Here is a 20,279-nt window from a genome sequence, read left to right on the forward strand (position 1 = left end):
CAAGGAGACTTTGCTGATCGTGGATCGTTGTGATAGATGCTCTAAATAAACTCCGAAATCTGAGTTCCATGTTGGGGCATAACGTACCTATGATTCAGAAAGGGACAGCGTAGGATTCCATCCTGCGGTGTCCCTTTTTTATTAGAAGTGAAGGAGCGTTGGGATTACTTTCTTTAACGAACTCCACAGACGCTATTCCATGTATTTTTGCCATTTCACAAGTTTAACGAATCGTAGACGTCTTATTTCCTCAATTTGGGCATGTTTGGAGCTTATATTCATGAAGTGACATGGATTAACGTGGCTGAGATTCGTTAGGTTTTACATAGCACAGAAATCCTCGATATAAGGTGTGCAGGATTCGTTAGCGTCTGGTGAGCGTAAACAGTTGCTTTAGAGGCCGGCGTTATTTGCACAATTGGAGAAGTAAGGAAGTAAGGAAGTAAGGAAGTAAGGAAGTAAGGAAGTAAGGAAGTAAGGAAGTAAGGAAGTAAGGAAGTAAGGAAGTAAGGAAGTAAGGAAGTAAGGAAGTAAGGAAGTATCCAGGAGTGCAGTCAGTGGGAGAATGGAAAAGTTTTTAAAGCATATCCGAATTTATCTGATTATCTGATAAGTGGAAGGAAGACTTTTCTCAATGAAGAGGGGAGCAATTGCCTGTAGATGGTGCTAAATTGGATATGTAGACATGGATAAACACCCGGAACCCAATTCCGGGTGCTTTGTGTATGTTTTCAATCTTCTCAAGAATAAGTGATATCCAAAACAACAAAAGCCCTACCTCTCTTTTGTCCTTGCGGCTCCGATGACCGCGCCAGTGTGAATGGGAACATCTTGTGAAACTCTGTACTACCGGGTTATTGTGATTCAGGTTCTTCAATCTTCATAGGTTAATTGTGCTTAGAGTTCGCTGCGGTCGCAGCATGAAGAAAATATTCCGGGGTTTAAAGAAGACAGAAATCATATGAGGTTGTTTAATACAACTCTTATAGTATACCACAGGTTGTAATTATCTGCAATAAAAAGGAAAGCGTGACCAGAGCAGCATGTTTTCGGACTGCTTTTAAGTTGGAAAGTGAAAGGTTAGTTTGAAAAGATACAGAAAATTTTTCAAACTATTTCTTCATAGGGGTAATCCTCTTCAAAAGATTCTGCGTAGGTTATAATAAGAGGGAAGAAACAGAAAGGGGCCCTCGCATGACTGAATCGATGGAGGACAGCAGGTTAATGCGGCAGATCGCGGAACGTGATGCCTCCGCACTTGAGCTTTTATATGACCGTTATGAGCGAGCGGTGTATTCTTTTGCCTATCGGATCGTTGGTGATCCCATGACGGCAGAAGAGACCGTTCAGGAGCTTTTTATGCGGGTCTGGAATAATGCTGAACGATACGATGCCTCACAGGGGAAGCTGACCACATGGATGTTTGCGATCACGCGTAACATAGCAGTGGACATGCTGAGGCGGAAATCGAAAGGGGCAGCGACTACTTCAGTTGAACACGAGACACTGGCGGCCTATGCCGATGAACATACGAATACGGAAGAAGAAGTGCAGCGTAAATGGGAAGGCACCCGGATTAAAGAGGCGTTGTCCCAACTAAACGGTGATCAGCAACAAGTTATAGAATCGATTTATTATGCGGGATTAACCCAGCAGGAAGTATCCAGCCGATTCGGGATTCCGCTGGGTACAGTAAAGAGCCGTGTCAGGCTTGCCATGCGACAGCTCCAAAAGTTGCTGGCCGATGCTGAATTGCATCCGGACGCGGGAAGGGAGGGCATACATCCATGATAGAACGACATGAGGAGTGGTCTGATCTGGCACCGATGTATGTGCTGGGCGGACTGGAAGCAGAGGAAGTGGCGGCGTTTGAAGCGCATATGGCAACTTGCGAACCTTGCCGCCAGGAGGTAAGGGAATTGCAGGAAGTGACTGGCTTCCTGCCACTTGCGGCGGAACCTGTAGCACCGCCGCAAGGCATGCGAGCACGTGTGCTGGGCAACGTGCTCGGACATGCGCAGGAGAGCGCCGAGGCGAAGCCAGCGGCTGCTCCTGCACAGCCTGAAGCACCCGTGGTGCTTCAGGCGGATCTTGCGCCGCAGCACAAACGTGCGGCCCGGGTGGAAGAGGCTGCCCAGGCACAGCCATGGCAGCCACAAGCGCGCGCGCGTGCGCGCAGCAGCAGCGCCTGGCGCATAGCCAGTGCCGGCCTTGCGGCCGCGGCACTGTTGCTGGGCGTGTACACGGCGCAGCTGCGGAGCCAGATCGACTCGCTGACGCAGCAAGCGGCGGGCTCGTCGGCTACGCAAGAGCAACTGGTGCAGGCACAGGCGCAGAATGCACAGCTGCAAGAGCAGCTGGCATCAGCTCTGAAGCCCGCACAGGGCATGCAGACTGGCGAGGCAGTGAAGCTGAATCCTGCAACGCAGGACATTGTAGCTCAGGGTCTCGCAACCATCGTTATTGACAGCAAAGGCACTCACCTGGTTGTGCAGGCTGAGAACCTGCCGAACCTGGAAGGCAACGAGGCTTTTCAGGTCTGGTTGATCAAAGGAGATACCCCTCAGAATGCGGGTACTTTCCTTAGTCATGACGGAACGGGAGCAGTATACTACACATTGGATTCGGCCAACGACTATGATACGGTTGCCATTACGCTTGAACCGGATGCAATGGGAGATGAGCCACGCGGTACAATGATTCTGGCTGCCAAGATTAAAGGATAAATATAGGATATATCACCAAAGGCTGCTCCGTCGTGGAGCAGCCTTTTTGTGTTTTCCAGTTCTGATGCCCATCCATTGGATTTTATTAATTTTTTTAGTCGGAGCAACCGATAAACAAATAGAAGGCAATACCCTTAATCTCCCTGTATCTCAAGGGAGAACTGGTTGCACATAGAGAGTGAGGGGTTCAGTTGGAAGCATACCGTTCATTTATCTTTCGCCTGATACGCAATTATCTGATCGGTTCACTGGCAGCTGTTTTTGTTGTCGGTACAGTAGTTATGGTATCTACTCTGCAAATACCCAATATTCAATTTGTCCGGCTCATCTTCATTGTACTGATTTCACTCTTGTTCATGCTGGTTGCAGAATTAATTACGCTGTGGATACAGCTTGGCCCCATAAGACAATTTTTCACTTCCGAGCACCACGAGAGAGACGAATTGAACCACATGTATGAGAAAATTCATCGTTTCCCGGGACAGACCATATATCGGATCATGGGTCCGCACATGCTTGGTTTCTCACTTCCGGCAGCCGGATTAACATTATGGATGATATCCACAGGGTGGCTTGAATTTCCTTACTTCTATACTGTCGTGGCCGCTGCGTGTGCCTTTCTGATTGCCATCATGCATGCGCTGATTGAGTATTACTTAACGGTACGGGCGATTAGACCCCTGTTACTTGAGATTCGACATCGAGGCAAAGTCCAATACGGGATGGAACCTTCACTGGGAGGGCGCATCCTGGTATCGATCCAGCGTAAATTTCAGTTAAGTACGGCACTGATTGGCTTATTTCCTCTATTTCTATTTTTCCTGGCTACATATATCCGACTTCAGTATATGGACAGTGAATTTGCGAAAGAGTACATACTGTGGGGAATTCTCATCGTTGTTCTGGGCGCGGGGTTTGCGCTCGTGGGAAGCTGGCTGTTGATTCGTGATGTTCGTGATCCAGTTGCTGAACTGACGCATGAGATGAACCGAATTCAGGGGGGAGATCTTGGCAGACGAGCTCCGGATCTATATGCGGATGAGTTTTCGGCACTGATCTCCGGTTTTAATATGATGATTAATCGGCTGGAGATGAGACAGGAACGCAATCGACAGCTGTTGCAAAGTTATTTTTCTACACTGGCTGCTGCTTTAGACGCCCGAGATAAGTACACGGCAGGACATTCCATGCGTGTGGCAGAGTATTCGCTGATGATTGGTAAGCTGAGCGGAATGAGTGAGGAACAGGCGGATTTATTGTACAAATCAGCCCTGCTTCATGATATCGGGAAAATCGGCATACCTGATGAGGTGCTGCTGAAGGATGGAAAACTAAGCGATGAGGAATTCGCAATTATTCGGACACATCCCGTGCAGGGAGAGAGTATTTTGTTACAGATAGAACCCATTGATGCCATGGCTGACTTTCTGCCTGGTGTACGATCTCACCATGAGAGATATGATGGCAAAGGATACCCGGATGGGATGGCTGGTGATGATATTCCGCTATTTGGCCGCATCATTGCGGTAGCGGATGCCTTTGATGCCATGACGTCTGATCGACCCTATCGGAATGGGATGAGTCACGAGAAAGCGCTAACGATTTTGGAAGAAGGAAAAGGGACCCAATGGGACCCCTATTTTGCAGGTTTGTTTATTGATGAATGGAGACGACAACAGCATCTTCAGAAACCATCGAAGTGAGGGATCAGTTGATCCCCTCTGTCCACTTCGATTCTTTTCTGCGTCTCCGGTGTAGAGCGAGGCCTGTTATGATGGTGAGAACACATTCGCCGAGTATGACCGCACCCAAGGCGTCATAGATTACATGTTGTTTGATCATTAGCGTGGATACTATAATAGTTGCTGCCCCGGCGGCCACCAAAATCTTGATGGGTTTGCGGATGCTTGGAACCGAGAGAACAGCACGCATAACCAGATAAGAGTGAAGAGAATGAATACTTGGAAAACAATTATAAGGACGATCCTGACTATAGAGCCATCCGAGGACAGATGCTCCCAGGCCTGTACCCGTCAGTTCCGGGCGCGGTACCATGGTCTGAAAGTTGAAGTAGATCAGATAACATATCCAGACACAGATATTCATGGATAACAAGACACGGTAATACGTCAGGCGATCTTTGGCACACAGGTAAGCGAGCACACCGAATACAAACGGGTACCAGCCCAAATATGGAATGGACATGCCAGGCACGTAGGGAATGATCCGGTCGAGCGGCGAATCAAGCACTACGAACCCGCGTTCTGGACTATTAAGAATATCATAGAAGAGCCCCATGACGGCCAAAGACAGCATTAAACTCAATGACAGCCAATAGGATTTGCTTTTTAACAATTGCACAACATCTTTCTCCTTTCATTCATGTTCCGACGAACATGACCCCAGCAAATAACTAATTCAAATTTAAACAACAATATATTCTACTACGACCAGCGCACAAATTGAATCCTGATTTGTGTATTTTTGTGTATTTTTTTGACGAAGAAGGAATGCGGAAGTTTCAATGGGCATGATATGATAGAGACACATACGGACGAAGGCAATTTGGCCAGTAAAGTCGGTACAACAGGAGTGAGTGAATGCAATTTTCAAAAATGTTCGTATTGAATATGGGGATGCTTATTACCATTGCATATCTTGCTAGTGTGTTCTATAAATATGTCGTAATACGTACCTCTTCCCGAGTGAAGCAGATCAGCTCCGTGCTTGTCCTTATATTTGCAGGTTGGATCAGTACGGTTTTTGGGTTTCAACTCACCGATGAAGTGGTCTTTGATCTTCGATATGTTCCTTTAATTGTAGCCGTTCTAACGTATAGACAACCCTATAGCGTAATTATCGTGGGTATTGGAATTGGGCTGTCGAGGCTGACTTTTGGCATCACGGATGCTACATTGGCGGCAGTACTTAACATGTCTATTTTGGGCGTGATATGTGCAGGTCTGAATATATGGATGAGACGCAGCAACTACAGGCTGATTATTAAAGGAATCCTTGTTACAGTTATCGTCAATGTGGTCAATAGTGTAAACATTGCTATCGTTGGTGTGATCCCGGCTACATACTTCTTTTCACATATTATGCCTTATACACTCCCTACAGGCATTTTGCTGAGCCTTATTTTTGCATTTATTTTACGTGATTTTCAGAATGAACAGAATCGAATTTTGCTGATCCAGAGTACAAACCGGCTTTTATCTGTGCAAAAGGAAGAGTTACAGAAAGCCCAGATTGTACTGGAGGATCGAGCGAAACAATTGATGATTGCCTCACAGTACAAATCCGAATTTCTCGCCAATATGTCCCATGAACTGCGTACACCACTGAACAGTGTCATTAACTTTGCCCAGATGATCAGCGAGAATGCCGACACGATGGATCAGGAGGATATTGTACGTTTTGCCAATATGATCGACCACTCCGGGCAGGAACTGCTCACGCTCATTAACGATATTCTGGATCTTTCCAAAGTAGAAGCGGGGCGGCTGGATATTGTACTGGAGGATATCAGTGTCGCACAACTTACAGAAGATGCCATGAGCCACTTTCAGCTTGTTGCCGAGAAAAAAGGTATTCAGTTGGTTCTGGACAAAAAACCGGGACTGCCCGAGACGCTCTGGTCTGATCCCCAGCGGGTTCAACAGATTTTGCGGAATCTGATGTCCAATGCCATCAAGTTCACTCACCGAGGGAAGGTCACGCTGACCGTAAGCACCAAGCAGACTAAGAATGCAGGTATTCAGAATCGATGGCTTATTTTCTCCGTTCAGGACACAGGTATTGGCATTTCGGAGGACAAGCATCATTCCATATTTGAAGCATTTCAGCAGGCTGACGGGTCGATTAGTCGAAAATTTGGCGGTACCGGACTAGGCCTGTCGATCAGTCGGGATTTAGCGAGATTACTGGGGGGATCGATTGAACTTGAGAGCGCTGAAGGTAAAGGAAGCACCTTCCATCTCTATCTCCCGTTGGACCGTGAAAAAATGAGTTGACAACCTTCGCGCCGTGAGTAGAATTTGGGATGACAACTAGCATCGACCGGCTTTTGAGACCCGGTCTAAGGAGTGTATCCCCATACAGAAGACGGTCAACGTTAACCCTCCCCCGTTAGCAAGCAAACCACGGCGCAAGGGTTCGACACAACGCACGAATTTATCGATTGCAACATGGGAGGGTGTACCGGCAATTATTTTACAGACCTTGCTGGGAGGCCCATTTTTAACCGGATTTCTGCTGTACCTTGGGGCCGGGTCGAGACATATCGGCTTTGTGCTCGCGATTACGACGTTTGTGAACATTGCCCAGATCGGAGCAGCTTACTGGATGCAGCGTATTCGCAGCCGAAAACGCATGCTGCTGTTATTTGTGGGCACACATCGTATCTTGTGGAGTGCGACGGGACTGATCCCGTTTATATTCCCCAAAGAGTGGTGGGTAAGTGTATATATTGGCGTGTATACGGTTGCTTTTATATCAAATACCATCGGCGGTATGATCTGGACTTCACTAATTGGCGATATCGTACCTGCCAAGGTGAGAGGGCGTTATTTTGGAATTCGAAATACGATTCTGAATGCTCTTGGAAGCGTATGCTTATTTGCAGGCGGTATTGTTTTGGACCGTTACCCTGGAGAAATGGGCTTTCTGATCCTGTTTATTCCGGTGTGGATCTGTGCTATTGCCAATACAGTCATCTATTTTTTCTATCCGGACGTTCCCTTTGAACGTTCTACCGAAAAGGTTTTCTGGCGAATGTTCATCAAGCCTTTCCAGGATCGTTCTTTCCTGAAAGCAACGCTGTTCCTGGCTTCATGGTTATTGATCCAGACCTTGATTGTTCCGCTTTATTCCTATGTGATGTTGGATCTATTGAACATCAATTATCAGACGGTATCCCTGATCACGGTAGTCCAGACGCTGGTTATGATGGCCGGTTTCTATGTTTGGGGCAATCTGAATGCCAGATTCAGCAACAAAACCCTCCTATTTTGGACATTGCCAGTCATTGCACTCTCCTGTTTGTCGTGGGGTTTAATGTCGTTCATGCCCGTATTGATCGCACTATTTCTATCTCATATTTTCCTTGGGATCGGTGTAGGTGGATTCAATCAGCTGGCATTTAACTTTACGATCGGAGATACACCCAAAAGTGAAAGACCGATGTTTGTCGCGGTGTATTCGGCTCTGACCGGAGTCACTTCGTTTCTCGGGCCGTTGTTGGGTGGCTGGTTGTATGAAAAGATGGAAACCTGGTCCGATGCGCTGGCCTGGATCTCAGCCTATGGATTTCAAATGGGGGTTGGTGTCGTGATGCTGATTATGACATTTACCCTTGGACGTCGTGTACTGTTAAAATAGATATTGAATATTTACACGGGTACTTCGATGACAGAACAACCTTCCGATCGCTGTTATCCCCAGATTTTTTTGATTCCTTTTAGAAAAGGGAAAATCCGGGGATAAAGGCGAACACTTCGCTTCTTCAGGTTATTTCTGTCCTCTCCGTGTTATCGTGTAAATGATTAGGTTGATCATATCTATCTGGTATGACTTCAAAAAAGATGGCGAAGTGGAGGGATGTAATTGAATCGTCTCGAACGGAAAGCCATGGTGATTGGAGCCACGGGGCTTGTAGGTGAATTACTGGTTCATAATCTGCTGGAGCACCCCGCATACAGCCTGGTTCGCATTCTGGTTAGACGTCCGCTTGAGCTGCAACATCCCAAACTGGAACAGCATGTGGTGGATTGGGAACAGCTGGAGAGCCAAGATCACTTATTCGATGGAATCGATGACCTGTATTGTTGTTTGGGTACAACGATCAAAAAAGCAGGCAGTCAGGACAATTTCCGTCAGGTGGATTATCAGTACCCGGTTCGTGCAGCTACGATTGCGAAGCAACATGGTGTAGTACAGATGCTGGTGATCTCCTCCATGGGAGCGAGTGCAGGTTCTCGGGTCTTTTACAGTCGGACCAAAGGGGAAATGGAGGATGCATTGTCCGATATCGGTTTTCCGTCATTGCATATCTTCCGCCCTTCCTTAATTCTGGGAGATCGAAACGAGAAGCGGTTTGGTGAGCAGATGGCTGCCTATGCCATGAAGTTTCTGGATCGCTGGATGAAAGGCAGAGCGGACAAATACCGGGCGGTCCACGCCGCAACCATTGCACAGGCCATGACCAATATTGCGCTGGTGCAAGCCAAGGGAAACCATGTGTATTCAAATGAAGTCATTCATGTCCTTGGTGTGGACGGGGGCTAAGAAACCTTAGAATGAGCTGTTTGCTTCATGTGGCTAGTGAGGAGCGTTTCTCGCTTGAGGTAGATCGTGGTATAATAGGCAACAAAAATGAGTTCGAACCCTGACTCCATGCGGCAGCAGGATAACGAACACAAAGGAGAACTCGTCCATGAAAAAACCAATCTCTACCGATCAGGCGCCAGGCGCCATTGGTCCATACAGTCAAGCCGTTGATGCAGGCGATTTCATCTACACTTCCGGACAGCTTGGTCTGAATCCCCAAACAGGAGAGTTCGGCGCAGATGTACAGGAGCAGACACGTCTGTCTTTGAGCAATGTGAAGGCTATCCTTGAAGCAGCAGGTACAAGTATGGATAAAATTGTGAAAACGACGGTGTTCCTGAAAGACATGAACGACTTCGTTCCTGTGAATGAAGTGTATAGCACGTTCTTCGAACAGCCTTATCCTGCACGTAGTGCTGTGGAAGTTGCTCGTTTACCAAAAGATGCACTGGTGGAGATTGAAGTTATTGCCCTGAAATAGGACAACCTTATTCGTTCTTTTATACATAAACAGCCGATTTCAGGTCGAAGACCAGAATCGGCTGTTTGCGTTACGTGTTTTCGTTATATTTAAGCGTTATATTTGAAGTAAACTACTCAATCGCGATCTTGATTCCGGGCGAAGAACAGCCATACCGCATAGATGGCCAGGACGATCGCAATGATGATTGCCGTATAATATACGGAAGTGACATCCTTCTGTTTAAGTGCAATGGCGATATATGCCCATGTGAATACAAGTGGGTATATGCTATCGCGATAACGGAAGCTAACGAGAACAGCCAGCACCATACCGACAATCAGCATAATGATCGTCCAGGTTGGTTCGCTGATACCAAAACCATCCCAGCCAATTTTATATAACAGTACAGCTGCATTGACAATCGTTGCCACGCTAATCCATCCAAGATAGATGCTGAATGGCAGCTTCACAAGCCAGATCTCAGCAGTGGTTGGAACCGTAATGGTACGTGTTTTTACATACAGCATGATCAGGCACAACAGAAGAAGTACAATAATCAGTAAAGCGAGACCGGTCTGCAAGTTTTGAAAAGCAAAAATCCAGGCTACGTTGAAAGCACAGCTTGCCAGGAACCAATACCCGAGACGGGTAATCGAATCCCTTTTCCAGGAAGCGGGCACGAACTGATAGATCACAAACCCTGCTAATAGCAGGTAGATCAAACCCCATATAGAGAAGGCATAGCCAGAAGGTGTGAGTAGCACAGGATACATATCCGATACTTCTTTATTGGTCTTGCCCCCGATCGGCAGAGCGTTGGAGAGGTAGTTCACGATAATTACAGCGATAAAACCAATGGCGTTTAACCACTTGTACGGATTGTTACGTGACATTGTGTTTCCTCCTTGGTTTAACGAATGAATGAACCACGGGTCAGTCTACAATGAATATACCCAGTTCTTGCACATTCTAATAACAGCCGCAAAAAATTCACAAGTTGATCCTTCAGATCCTTGTGCTCTGCCGCTTATGTTGGAACGGCACTCTGTCCCAATGTACGCGAAACGAAGCAGAAATATGTCCATGCCCACGATGTCCCACTAGAAGAGGGGGGAAGAGAATGCTCACAAGAGAAACGATGGAGCAACAGCAAACCTGGTTCTATGTAGTTGCACTGTTCGTAGGGGCAGCGATAGGGCTGAGTAATCCGGTATGGGGGAATGTTTTACACTACACCGTGTCCCCGGTTCTTGCCGTTCTGTTATATAGCATGTTCGTACAGATTCCCTTTTTACAGTTAAAAGAATCCTGGTCCAACCTGCGATTTATGGGCGCGTTACTGGTAGCTAATTTTATCGTTGTACCTGTAGTTGTTTGGGTGCTTACACTGGTCTTTCCACAATCACCAGGCGTTCTGATCGGAGTCTATCTGGTGCTATTAACACCCTGTATTGATTATGTCATCGTGTTCACGCAGCTGGGCAGGGGCAATGAGAAACTGATGCTCGCCGCAACACCCCTTTTATTTGTTATACAAATGATCCTGTTGCCGTTTTATTTATGGCTATTGATGGGTACCGAGGTGGCGCAGATCATGCAGGTAGGGCCGTTTGTGGAGGCTTTTCTGTTCCTGATCGTTATTCCACTGCTGCTCGCTGTTGTTACACAGGTTCTCTCAAGAGGTAAAGCGAGCGGGCAGCGGGTCATGAATGCGACGGCATGGCTCCCGGTTCCGATGATGGCACTAGCGCTGATCGTGGTTGTCGCTTCCCAGATTGGCAAAGTCTACAATGATATGGCGATTATCGTAAACGTGATCCCGATCTACGTTGCTTTTCTGATCCTTATGCCTTGGATATCTCGGATCATTGCTAATTGGTTTCGATTGAATACAGGCGCAGGGCGGGCCTTGATTTTCAGTTCAGCCACACGGAATTCGTTGGTTGTTCTGCCACTGGCGCTGGCACTCCCGCCAGAATGGGCAACTATCGCTGCGGCTGTTATTGTTACACAGACGATGGTGGAGCTTGCAGGGGAGATAGTCTACATTCGACTTGTACCTGCGGTGATTTTGCGGGATCGGTGAGCGTACTAGGGTGTATCTATGTTATGATCTAATATAATGAATAAAACCATTTTTGGTAAATAAAAGGGGGTTATGAGTATCCTTACTTACCGGAAGATCATGTTCTATCTGGATATTATACTTGTACCGTTCATCATTATCTTCTTTTCCATAGCAGCTCATACAACGGGAAATAAAGTTTATTATCTCTACTTTGGTGTAGCTGTAGCCGCAATCTTTCGGAGCGTATCCTATCTTAGAAAAGAAAGAGCCAACAAATTGTCATGATATAGGCTATTTTCTGTAAAAGTAAAATTAAAAAGAGCACTTCCGATGGGTTATGCCGGGAGTACTCTTTTTAATTCGGATCAAATACTCGTTACGTACCAGCCTGCAATAATGTTTTACGATATTCTGCTGGCGTGATGCCTTCCATTTTTTTGAACACTTTGCTGAAATACTTTTCATCTTGGAATCCAACCATCTCCGAGATTTTGGCGACACGCAGGGAAGGATTTTGCAGTAACAGCTTGGCGTTGTTGATACGCAGTTTGCCCAGATATTCCGACCAATTCAGACCAAATTGCTGTTTGAATTTACGGGAGATATACTCCCGGCTCAGATAAAAACGCGCGGCAATCTGCTGTAAGGACAGGTCCTCCTGATAATGGGCGTCCATATAACGTGCAATCTCACTCATGGGATCGGGATTGGCGTGGTGATGAGCGGTGAGCGCCTTACCGGCCGCAAGCAGTCGTTGTTCCAATGATGAACGAAGCAGGGGGAAGGATAACAGTCCTTCAGCGTCCAAAGGTAACTCGGCAAAGGGAATAGACTGTTCCTCCGTCACTTCTTCCTCATGGAATGACGAACCTGCCGTATCATCAAGCCAGCGGCTCAGCATCCATTCCAGCTCATCGATCCATTGCTGGATCTGCTCAGCACTGACAACCTCAAGATCAGTAATCGGGTCAAGCCACTCGGCGACCGCAACAGATACACTGGAAGCCCGGCAACTCATGGCTGCCATACGCAGGGGTTCTTCATGGGCGGTTAAACGTCTAGTTTTATTCCCATTTGATGATTCCACTGAGGCATGGATTCGCTGTTTAATTTGCACAGCATTACGTCGCCACAACCTTGAACTTGCTTCCAGATAGGCCGCTGAGATTCCGCCAGGGTAGGACTCACAGATGGAGATGCCAAAATGAAGCCGGCGCTGAACCGTCTGCTCCAATCCCTGATTGACCTTGTCCAGAATATGTTCCAATGAAGTGGATGGACCCCAATGCAGCAGAACAATCTCGTCCGGTTGATCCAACTGGCGAAACATTACGCCTTCGTCTGGTGTGGATAACATCTCGGCACAGATATTGAGTACTGAGAACACAAGCAGGTCCGGTTGACTGCGGTATTTTGCCAGACAATCTGCATCCAGATGGGACAGGCTGGTGACAGCGACACTACAGACAGGGATTAGACAGGGGAGATTTAACTCATCCTGCAATCGCTGCATGTGTGAAGGGCTGCTGCCTCTTCCGACGGCAAGTTCGGTGAGTAGACGATCCTGGTAGTGGGGGCGCATTCGATTAACGACAATGGATTGCCTGGTGGATTGTATCCGAATGGTGTCTTCCTCTTCCCAAGCTGTAACGGCCTTTAATAGAGATGCATTCAGCTCATCTGCTTCCACAGGTTTCAGGAGGTAGTCCATGCCACCATGCCTGATTGCATGCCTCACGAGTTCAAAATCATCATATCCGCTGATAACCAGCACCTTGCTGTGTGGGGCATGAGCCGATATCCATTCAAGCAATGCCATACCGTCCTTGCCCGGCATCCGCATGTCACTGAGTATGATTTGAGGTTGATGTGCCGTGATGGCGGCGATGGCTTCATCCCCGTCTGCTGCTTCAAGTAATGTATCAATGCCAAACTCTTCCCAATGACCAAGCAACCTTATGGCATCGCGGACATGTTTTTCATCATCTACAAGCAGTGCCTTCATGTTGTTCACTCTCCCGCGTATAGTTTAACCGTAATCTTCACACCATTGGGTTCCTGATTGTTGATCTCAAGCCTGGCTGAGTGACCGGGATGTGAGTTCAATTGAAGTCGGCGTATTACATTTCGTAGACCGATGGATTCAGACTCGTCGGATTCTTGTGTGGATAACCCGGTTGTTGTATGACTTGGATGCAGCCATCTGCGGATCTCCAGTAATTTATCTTCAGGTATGGAGGGGCCGTTATTATTCAGTTCTATTTCAATCCAATGATCGTTGATCCGGCGGCTGGATAGGGATATGTGACCTTTGCCAGGCTGAATATCTGCTCCATGTTTGAAATAGTTTTCAATTAAAGGTTGTAACGTCATTCTTGGCATTTCGACAGATAGAGTATCTTCGGCAAAATCCAAATCCACCTCAAGGCGGTCACCAAACCGCTCCTGCTGTAGTTCCAGATATAATCGGGCATGCTCCGCCTCTTCGCGTAAGGTCACGCAGGTCTGATCCCGCATGCTGTAGCGCAGCATTTTGGACAGGCTAGAGAGTAGTATATACGCCCGTTGTCCCTGCTGTTGAAGGGCAAGTGTACCGATCGATTGCAGTGTATTATACAGAAAATGCGGATGAATCTGCGCTTGCAATGCTTTGAGTTGATTCGTTTTATTGGCGATTTCGAGTCGATATTCCCGCAAAATAAGATTGTTTACCGTATCCATCATATCTCGGAAATGACGAGCGAGTACCCCGAATTCATCTCGGCTGGATAGATGGATATCCACATGCAGACGCCCGGCTTGAATCTGGTTCATATACCGCATGAGTTGCTTGAGTGGACCGGTGATTCGGATGGAGATGAACAAGGTTGCAACAATGACCAATACAAGTGCCGCAATGGCAATCATCGCGTTATTCCACGTAAGTGTGGTGGCTCTGGCATATAACGTCTCATTCGGGATCTGTTTGACGATGGTCCAATCGGCGTACGTGCTGCCAAGTTGCTGGTATACATACATGGAACGATCCTGTTCAAAATGCCCTGCAACATTCTGGGCTGTACCTGCGCTAGATCGCGCGATATTCAGTTCACTAGCCGTTTCCTCTCGTAGTGCATCTGTATGATTGACCTCGGAACGTCCTTGGTAAATGATCTGATTCTGACCATCCACCACATAGATCTGTTCCTTAGCCGGATCATACAGCCTGCTACAGATTGCTGCAATGGTATTCATATTCAGATCAATGGCGAGTACACCCAGACGCTCAGTGGACGGAATATCCTTGATCACCCGATGCAGGGTAATGACCGTTCTGGCAGGGTCATCGGGGGAGGCAGCCTTGAATCCGTACGTGTGACTCATATGGGCCGATTCCACCCAGATATCCGGGCTGTCACCGCTTGTTTTTCCATGAAGCGAGCCGGAATAGGCCTGTTTGCGTTCCTCCCGCTTCGGAAAGGGATTTGTAATTAAGGTGGATTGATTGGCGGCAAAAGAGTGCAAATACAGCTGGAATACATCCGGCACAGCCGCGCGTATTGTCTGCAAAGTGGTATACACTTCGGCCACCGCACGATAATCACCAGGAATTTTTGCCAAGTTACGCAGAAAGTTCGGGTCGTTATACACAGCGAGCGACGCTCTGGCCACGTTATCCACATAGTTATTGAGATTGGTGGACGCTTGGTAGATCAGGCGTTTGTTCTCTTCCACAGCCTGTTCCCGTAGGGCCGTTTTGGTCTGGATAAACGTCATGCTGATCGATGCGAGCAGCGGAAGGGTGGTAGCGATGAGCATAAAGGCAATCAATTTGGTGCGTATACTGTAGTATTTGGACATCGGAACACCCCTTCTGGTTGCAGGTTTAGAGAGGACAATATTTTACCCCCAACTGTTCACAAGGGTCGGTGTTTCCCTCGGCGATAATGGGGTTTAATAGAAAAAGAGACCAATTTCATCCATCTATAGAAGGGGAGAACGATATGAAGCATCGCAAATCTTCACAGCTGTTACAGCAGCTTGTGTTCGTGGGTCCCTCCATCGTGTTTTTTATTCTCATCATCGTGGTCCCTTTCCTGCTTGGCATGGTGTATTCCTTCACGGATTGGAACGGGGTATCCGAGAACATTAATTGGGTAGGGTTTGATAACTTCGTGCATGTGTTTGCGAATGATCCCAAGTTCCAAACGGCGTTTTGGTTTACGGTGCGCTTCACCGTGGTTGGTGTGGTACTGACCAATGTGATTGGCTTTTTCCTGGCGTATTTTCTGACCAAACCGCTCAAGACGAGAAACATTCTGCGTACGATCTTTTTTATGCCTAACGTGATCGGTGGGTTGTTGCTCGGTTTTATCTGGCAGTTCATATTTGTGAAAGGGTTTTCAGCAGTAGGCGATGTAACCGGCTGGTCATTCTTCAACCTTCCTTGGCTGGGAGACGAACCAACCGCCTTCTGGGGAATCGTGATTGTGTTTGTATGGCAGACCGCAGGATATCTGATGGTCATCTACATCTCATCTCTGACAAATGTATCCCCTGATCTGCTGGAAGCCGCCGAGATTGATGGCGCAAGTCGCTGGCAGGTACTGCGGAGCATCATTCTTCCGCTCATTATGCCGGGTGTGACAATCTGTTTGTTCCTAGCGATCTCCTGGTCGTTCAAAATGTTCGATCTCAATCTGTCACTGACCAAAGGTGGACCGTTCGGATCGACAGAGTCGGTTGCACTTAATATTTACAATGAAGCCTTTGTAAATAACAGATATGGCATCGGAACCGCCAAAGCGCTCGTGTTCTTCGTAATTGTTGCCATCATCACCATGATTCAGGTACGTCTGACGAAGAGCAAGGAGGTAGAAGCCTAATGGAGACGACAAAAAATTACCGCTTCAGTACCATTGTAACCGAGATTGTCATGGTACTCCTTGGACTTTTATTCCTGGTTCCGTTTTACTTCCTGTTCGTGAATTCGGTCAAAACCTTCGGTGATCTGCTCACCAATTCGGCTGCATGGCCGGAAGTATTTCAATGGGGCAACTATGCGAACGCCTGGGAGAAAATTAACTTCCCGTCCGCGCTGATGAACTCGCTTATCGTTACTGTGGTCAGCAATCTGTTGCTTGTGCTGATCAGTTCCATGGCCGCGTACCGAATGGTCCGCAGCGATACCCGGTTCAACCGTATTTTGTTCGGCATGTTCATTGCCGCGATGGTGATTCCGTTCCAGTCTATCATGATTCCACTTGTTACTGTAACCAGTAATCTGGGATTGATCGACAGCCTTGGCGGCCTCATTATCTGTTATCTTGGTTTCGGGGCACCGATGTCTGTCTTCCTGTTCCACGGATTCGTAAAATCCGTCCCACTGGAGATTGAGGAAGCAGCCCGGGTGGATGGAAGCTCGGTCTACGGAGTATTCTTCCGGATCGTATTTCCACTCATGAAGCCGATGTATGTAACCGTCATCATTCTGAACACACTCTGGATCTGGAATGATTATCTGCTTCCATCCCTGATCCTGCAAAGCTCCAACCTGCGTACGATCCCGATTGCTACCTTTGCACTCTTCGGACAATATACGAAGCAATGGGATCTGGCCTTGCCAGCACTTGTGCTCGGCATCATGCCGATCATTATCTTCTTCCTGCTGATGCAGAAGTACATCATTCAGGGGATTACGGCTGGATCAGTTAAAGGGTAAGGGGTGCGAGTATAGGGTCGCTGCCGGGATCAAGTTGCGCTTTCGGTCGCTGTTGCTCCTCGGTGGCCTGAATGTATTAGGGCAAGGAAGCCACCGAGTATCAAAGGCGAACGCTCCGCTCCTCCATCGCATCCTGATCCCTTTGCTCCCACCTCGCACGGAGGTGTGCAAAGGGAGTCATGCCCGCATAGCTTGGGCATGACTCCTAGGGAAGGGATAGCGTCGATAAAGAGAAAAGATCAATAAAGACGCTTGTATAGCCAGGAACTTCTTCTGCAGAGTGAGGGTATGCTCCTTTTTCAAAGCGCTAACGAATCCACCGCATCTTAATAGGTGGATAATCAAGGAATACAAATTGTAACGAACCTCAGTAACGTTATTCTGGTGTAAAACGGCGTCAGAGCCCTAAAAATTGATTAAATCGACGAAATAACGTCGCTGTGATTCGTTAAAATTGGAACCTGTGCAAATAGGTGCGAATAACGTGCGCTCGGTTCGTTAGAATGAAAACACGCTTCAAGGGAAGGTTATTCTGTCATCGGAGTGCCAGTGTAAATATTCATTAGTGGAACGGTTATACTGAAACTACTATAGGGAGAGTGTATGTATGAAAAGAATGACAAAGTTGACGTTGCTTATGCTGATTGCTTTTTCGGTAATGCTCGCGGGTTGTGGCAATGGGGACAAGAGTGGCAGTCCGGTCAACACGGATGCTCAAGGTGGTGGCGAGGCTGCTGCTGGAGATAAAACCATTAAGATCTTCCAATTCAAAGTCGAAATCGCGGAAGCGCTCAACCGTCTCAAAGCGGAATATGAATCCTCCCATCCAGGCGTCAAACTGGACATTCAAACTGTAGGTGGCGGCAGTGACTACGGTGCTGCATTAAAAGCCAAGTTTGCGGCTGGCGAGCAACCGGACATTTTCAACGTAGGTGGTTATCGTGAATTGGATACATGGCTTGAATATCTGGAAGATCTGTCTGGAGAATCATGGGCCAAGGATGCACTCGAAGTAGCCAAAGAGCCAATGACCAAAGACGGCAAACTCTACGGACAGCCGCTCGCGCTGGAGGGTTATGGTTTCATTTATAACAAAGACCTCTTCCAAAAAGCAGGTATTACCGAAATTCCAACGACACTGGAACAATTGGATCAAGCGGCACAGAAGCTTCAAGCCGCAGGCATTACCCCATTCTCTAACGGGTATCAGGAGTGGTGGGTGCTGGGCAATCATAACGTAAACGTCGCATTTGCAAATCAGGCAGATCCGGTGAAATTCATCCAAGGACTCAACGAAAGTACGGAGAAGATTCCTGGCAACCAAGTGTTCGCCGACTGGATCAACTTGCTCGACTTAACGCTGAAATACAGCAACAAAAACCCGCTGACAACCGACTACAATACGCAAGTTACGTTGTTTGCGAGTGGAGAAGCGGCGATGATGCAACAAGGAAACTGGACTCAAGTACAGATCGATGGAATCGATCCAGATCTGAATCTGGGTATCCTCCCAATGCCAATTAACAATGAACCCAATGACAAATTGTTTGTCGGCGTGCCGAACTATTGGGTTGTGAACAAGAATTCCCAAGTGAAACCGGAAGCAAAAGAGTTTTTGGAATGGCTCGTAACTTCGGATATCGGGAAACAATACATGACAAAAGAATTCAAATTCATTCCGGCGTTCAGTTCCATCACGGCATCCGAAGAGGATCTGGGTGACCTCGCCACAGAGATCATGAAGTATAGCCAGGAAAATAAAACACTCAGCTGGAACTTCAACCGTTTCCCTGAAGGGGTTCCACAAGAGTATGGCAGCACAATTCAGGCTTACGTTGCAGGCAAATCGGATAAAGCCGGATTGCTCGACGCATTGCAACAGAACTGGGATAGTCTGAAAAAATAATCCGGATCATGGACGGTATACTATCTGGTCATATTGATTAAAAAGGATGATCCGACCGAAGCTTCAATTTAGGGTAGTTATCCAAATTAACTAGTATCCACAGGTTACCAAAGAAAAAGTTAGCCAATTGAAACAGGTTAGCCAGAAATCTTATTCTGGTTGGCCTGTTTTTGTTTTTCCGAGGAGCCAATGACGCTCTCTGAAAAGTTCAAAGTCAGCTATATTCCTGAAATGTGGATAACCTCAAAGCGGTTTAACGATCTAATGACTTATTTAACACAGAGTTAACACAGAGTTAATACTATATGTGGATATCCTGTGTGTATAACACTCTAAATGTGGACAAGTATGGAGTAGCTGGAGTGGGAGGTCCTCTTTTGTTAACAGAAATACTTGTTTTCAACTAATTAGTACTGTATAGTTCTAAATATGACAAATCCAAAAATGAACACGGGACCCGCCAAATCCAAAAGTTCCAATCCGGTGAACCGGACCAAGGCAGTTGAAGTGGCGGCACAATTATTTCTGCGTCAGGGGTACAGCTACGTCAGCATGGATGAAGTCGTGCGAGTGAGTGGGGTATCCAAGTCGAATATTTATTATCATTTTAAAAACAAGGAGGAGCTGCTCCAGGCCGTGGTACAATACTGGATTGCCCAGTATGAGTCGGAGCTGTATCTGCTGCTCAGTCAGCGTGAGCGAGGAGTGGAGGAGCGTATCTACTCATTCATGGCATTGTTGTCGGCAGGCATTGAGGGCCGAAATTACGAAGGGAGCTGTCCTTTTGTTACGTTATATATGCAGACACCGGACAGTGCACCCCAAGTGAAGGAAAGCATATCCAGATTCTTTCGTGAGCTTAGACCGATGGTGGAGAAGTTGTATCAGCAAGGTTTGGATCGCGGTGAATTTCGCAAAGAGATCGAGCCGGGACCGGCTGCGTTGTTGTTTATTGCAGCACTGGAAGGTTCGCTAATCCTAGCGGGAACTGCCCGTGATGTTGGGATTATAGAACAATCGGCACGTACGTTTTGTCAGATGCTTCGTTAATCGAAGCTCTTTTTTTGAATATAACTAGTACTGTA

General features: G+C 47.2%; 16 protein-coding genes. 12 read left to right on the forward strand and 4 right to left on the reverse strand.

The window, feature by feature from the left end; translation table 11 throughout:
• Positions 1–1,194: 1,194 nt before the first annotated feature.
• The 3 genes from MHH92_RS02850 (at position 1,195) to MHH92_RS02860 (ending at position 4,429) form a co-directional block, all read left to right on the forward strand.
• The gene (locus MHH92_RS02850; RefSeq protein ID WP_036607374.1) at positions 1,195–1,791 is read left to right on the forward strand and encodes an RNA polymerase sigma factor; all 597 of its coding nucleotides are present in this window, start codon (positions 1,195–1,197) and stop codon (positions 1,789–1,791) included.
• On the forward strand, positions 1,788–2,726 hold the full coding sequence (locus tag MHH92_RS02855; RefSeq protein ID WP_340901790.1) for an anti-sigma factor: 939 nt from the start codon (positions 1,788–1,790) through the stop codon (positions 2,724–2,726). Before MHH92_RS02850 ends, MHH92_RS02855 begins: the two co-directional genes overlap by 4 nt.
• 191 nt (positions 2,727–2,917) lie before the next feature.
• The gene (locus MHH92_RS02860; RefSeq protein ID WP_338707670.1) at positions 2,918–4,429 is read left to right on the forward strand and encodes an HD domain-containing phosphohydrolase; all 1,512 of its coding nucleotides are present in this window, start codon (positions 2,918–2,920) and stop codon (positions 4,427–4,429) included.
• A gap of 4 nt (positions 4,430–4,433) precedes the next feature.
• Here MHH92_RS02860 and MHH92_RS02865 read toward each other — a convergent pair whose 3' ends face one another.
• The gene (locus tag MHH92_RS02865; RefSeq protein ID WP_083657323.1) at positions 4,434–5,087 is read right to left on the reverse strand and encodes a phosphatase PAP2 family protein; all 654 of its coding nucleotides are present in this window, start codon (positions 5,085–5,087) and stop codon (positions 4,434–4,436) included.
• A gap of 239 nt (positions 5,088–5,326) precedes the next feature.
• On the opposite strand from MHH92_RS02865, the gene MHH92_RS02870 reads away from it, so the two are divergent.
• The 4 genes from MHH92_RS02870 (at position 5,327) to MHH92_RS02885 (ending at position 9,537) form a co-directional block, all read left to right on the forward strand.
• Positions 5,327–6,742, forward strand: a complete 1,416-nt coding sequence (locus MHH92_RS02870; protein WP_340901791.1) for a sensor histidine kinase — start codon at positions 5,327–5,329, stop codon at positions 6,740–6,742.
• Positions 6,743–6,950: 208 nt separating this feature from the next.
• Positions 6,951–8,108: an MFS transporter gene (locus MHH92_RS02875; protein ID WP_340901792.1), complete on the forward strand. Its 1,158-nt coding sequence runs from the start codon at positions 6,951–6,953 to the stop codon at positions 8,106–8,108.
• A 249-nt stretch (positions 8,109–8,357) separates the two neighbouring features.
• Entirely contained in the window at positions 8,358–9,014 is a 657-nt protein-coding gene (locus tag MHH92_RS02880; protein WP_340907618.1) for an oxidoreductase, read from the forward strand.
• A gap of 148 nt (positions 9,015–9,162) precedes the next feature.
• Positions 9,163–9,537, forward strand: coding sequence for a RidA family protein (locus tag MHH92_RS02885; protein ID WP_017690870.1), 375 nt, complete (start codon positions 9,163–9,165; stop codon positions 9,535–9,537).
• Positions 9,538–9,653: 116 nt separating this feature from the next.
• On the opposite strand, the gene MHH92_RS02890 is transcribed toward MHH92_RS02885, so the two are convergent.
• Positions 9,654–10,412 carry a tryptophan-rich sensory protein gene (locus tag MHH92_RS02890; RefSeq protein WP_017690869.1) on the reverse strand — a complete coding sequence of 253 codons (759 nt, stop codon included), beginning with the start codon at positions 10,410–10,412 and terminating at the stop codon, positions 9,654–9,656.
• Between the two features lie 227 nt (positions 10,413–10,639).
• Between MHH92_RS02890 and MHH92_RS02895 the strand changes: the two genes are divergently transcribed.
• Positions 10,640–11,605 (forward strand): arsenic resistance protein, encoded by a 966-nt coding sequence (locus tag MHH92_RS02895; RefSeq protein ID WP_340901793.1) that lies wholly within the window; start codon positions 10,640–10,642, stop codon positions 11,603–11,605.
• 358 nt (positions 11,606–11,963) lie between these two features.
• On the opposite strand, the gene MHH92_RS02900 is transcribed toward MHH92_RS02895, so the two are convergent.
• Positions 11,964–13,592, reverse strand: a complete 1,629-nt coding sequence (locus MHH92_RS02900) for a response regulator (RefSeq protein WP_340901794.1) — start codon at positions 13,590–13,592, stop codon at positions 11,964–11,966.
• A gap of 5 nt (positions 13,593–13,597) precedes the next feature.
• Positions 13,598–15,427 (reverse strand): cache domain-containing sensor histidine kinase, encoded by a 1,830-nt coding sequence (locus tag MHH92_RS02905; RefSeq protein WP_340901795.1) that lies wholly within the window; start codon positions 15,425–15,427, stop codon positions 13,598–13,600.
• A gap of 143 nt (positions 15,428–15,570) precedes the next feature.
• Here MHH92_RS02905 and MHH92_RS02910 point away from each other — a divergent pair, with 143 nt between their 5' ends.
• The 4 genes from MHH92_RS02910 (at position 15,571) to MHH92_RS02925 (ending at position 20,244) form a co-directional block, all read left to right on the forward strand.
• The gene (locus MHH92_RS02910; RefSeq protein WP_036607341.1) at positions 15,571–16,452 is read left to right on the forward strand and encodes a carbohydrate ABC transporter permease; all 882 of its coding nucleotides are present in this window, start codon (positions 15,571–15,573) and stop codon (positions 16,450–16,452) included.
• Positions 16,452–17,288 (forward strand): carbohydrate ABC transporter permease, encoded by an 837-nt coding sequence (locus MHH92_RS02915; RefSeq protein ID WP_036607337.1) that lies wholly within the window; start codon positions 16,452–16,454, stop codon positions 17,286–17,288. The genes MHH92_RS02910 and MHH92_RS02915 overlap by 1 nt, the downstream gene beginning before the upstream one ends.
• Before the next feature lie 607 nt (positions 17,289–17,895).
• Complete coding sequence (locus MHH92_RS02920; protein ID WP_036607334.1) at positions 17,896–19,194, forward strand: ABC transporter substrate-binding protein; 1,299 nt, start codon at positions 17,896–17,898, stop codon at positions 19,192–19,194.
• Positions 19,195–19,677: 483 nt separating this feature from the next.
• Positions 19,678–20,244, forward strand: coding sequence for a TetR/AcrR family transcriptional regulator (locus MHH92_RS02925; protein ID WP_340907619.1), 567 nt, complete (start codon positions 19,678–19,680; stop codon positions 20,242–20,244).
• The last annotated feature ends 35 nt before the right edge of the window (positions 20,245–20,279 follow it).

Origin of the sequence: Paenibacillus sp. FSL M7-1414, assembly GCF_038003195.1 — a bacterium.
Taxonomy (GTDB): domain Bacteria; phylum Bacillota; class Bacilli; order Paenibacillales; family Paenibacillaceae; genus Paenibacillus; species Paenibacillus amylolyticus.

Coding starts and splice junctions, on each gene's coding strand:
- MHH92_RS02910 (WP_036607341.1), top strand. CDS start 15,571: ATGAAGCATCGCAAATCTTCACAGCTGTTACAGCAGCTTGTGTTCGTG.
- MHH92_RS02885 (WP_017690870.1), top strand. CDS start 9,163: ATGAAAAAACCAATCTCTACCGATCAGGCGCCAGGCGCCATTGGTCCA.
- MHH92_RS02895 (WP_340901793.1), top strand. CDS start 10,640: ATGCTCACAAGAGAAACGATGGAGCAACAGCAAACCTGGTTCTATGTA.
- MHH92_RS02855 (WP_340901790.1), top strand. CDS start 1,788: ATGATAGAACGACATGAGGAGTGGTCTGATCTGGCACCGATGTATGTG.
- MHH92_RS02900 (WP_340901794.1), bottom strand. CDS start 13,592: ATGAAGGCACTGCTTGTAGATGATGAAAAACATGTCCGCGATGCCATA.
- MHH92_RS02870 (WP_340901791.1), top strand. CDS start 5,327: ATGCAATTTTCAAAAATGTTCGTATTGAATATGGGGATGCTTATTACC.
- MHH92_RS02890 (WP_017690869.1), bottom strand. CDS start 10,412: ATGTCACGTAACAATCCGTACAAGTGGTTAAACGCCATTGGTTTTATC.
- MHH92_RS02905 (WP_340901795.1), bottom strand. CDS start 15,427: ATGTCCAAATACTACAGTATACGCACCAAATTGATTGCCTTTATGCTC.
- MHH92_RS02880 (WP_340907618.1), top strand. CDS start 8,358: ATGGTGATTGGAGCCACGGGGCTTGTAGGTGAATTACTGGTTCATAAT.
- MHH92_RS02850 (WP_036607374.1), top strand. CDS start 1,195: ATGACTGAATCGATGGAGGACAGCAGGTTAATGCGGCAGATCGCGGAA.
- MHH92_RS02915 (WP_036607337.1), top strand. CDS start 16,452: ATGGAGACGACAAAAAATTACCGCTTCAGTACCATTGTAACCGAGATT.
- MHH92_RS02920 (WP_036607334.1), top strand. CDS start 17,896: ATGAAAAGAATGACAAAGTTGACGTTGCTTATGCTGATTGCTTTTTCG.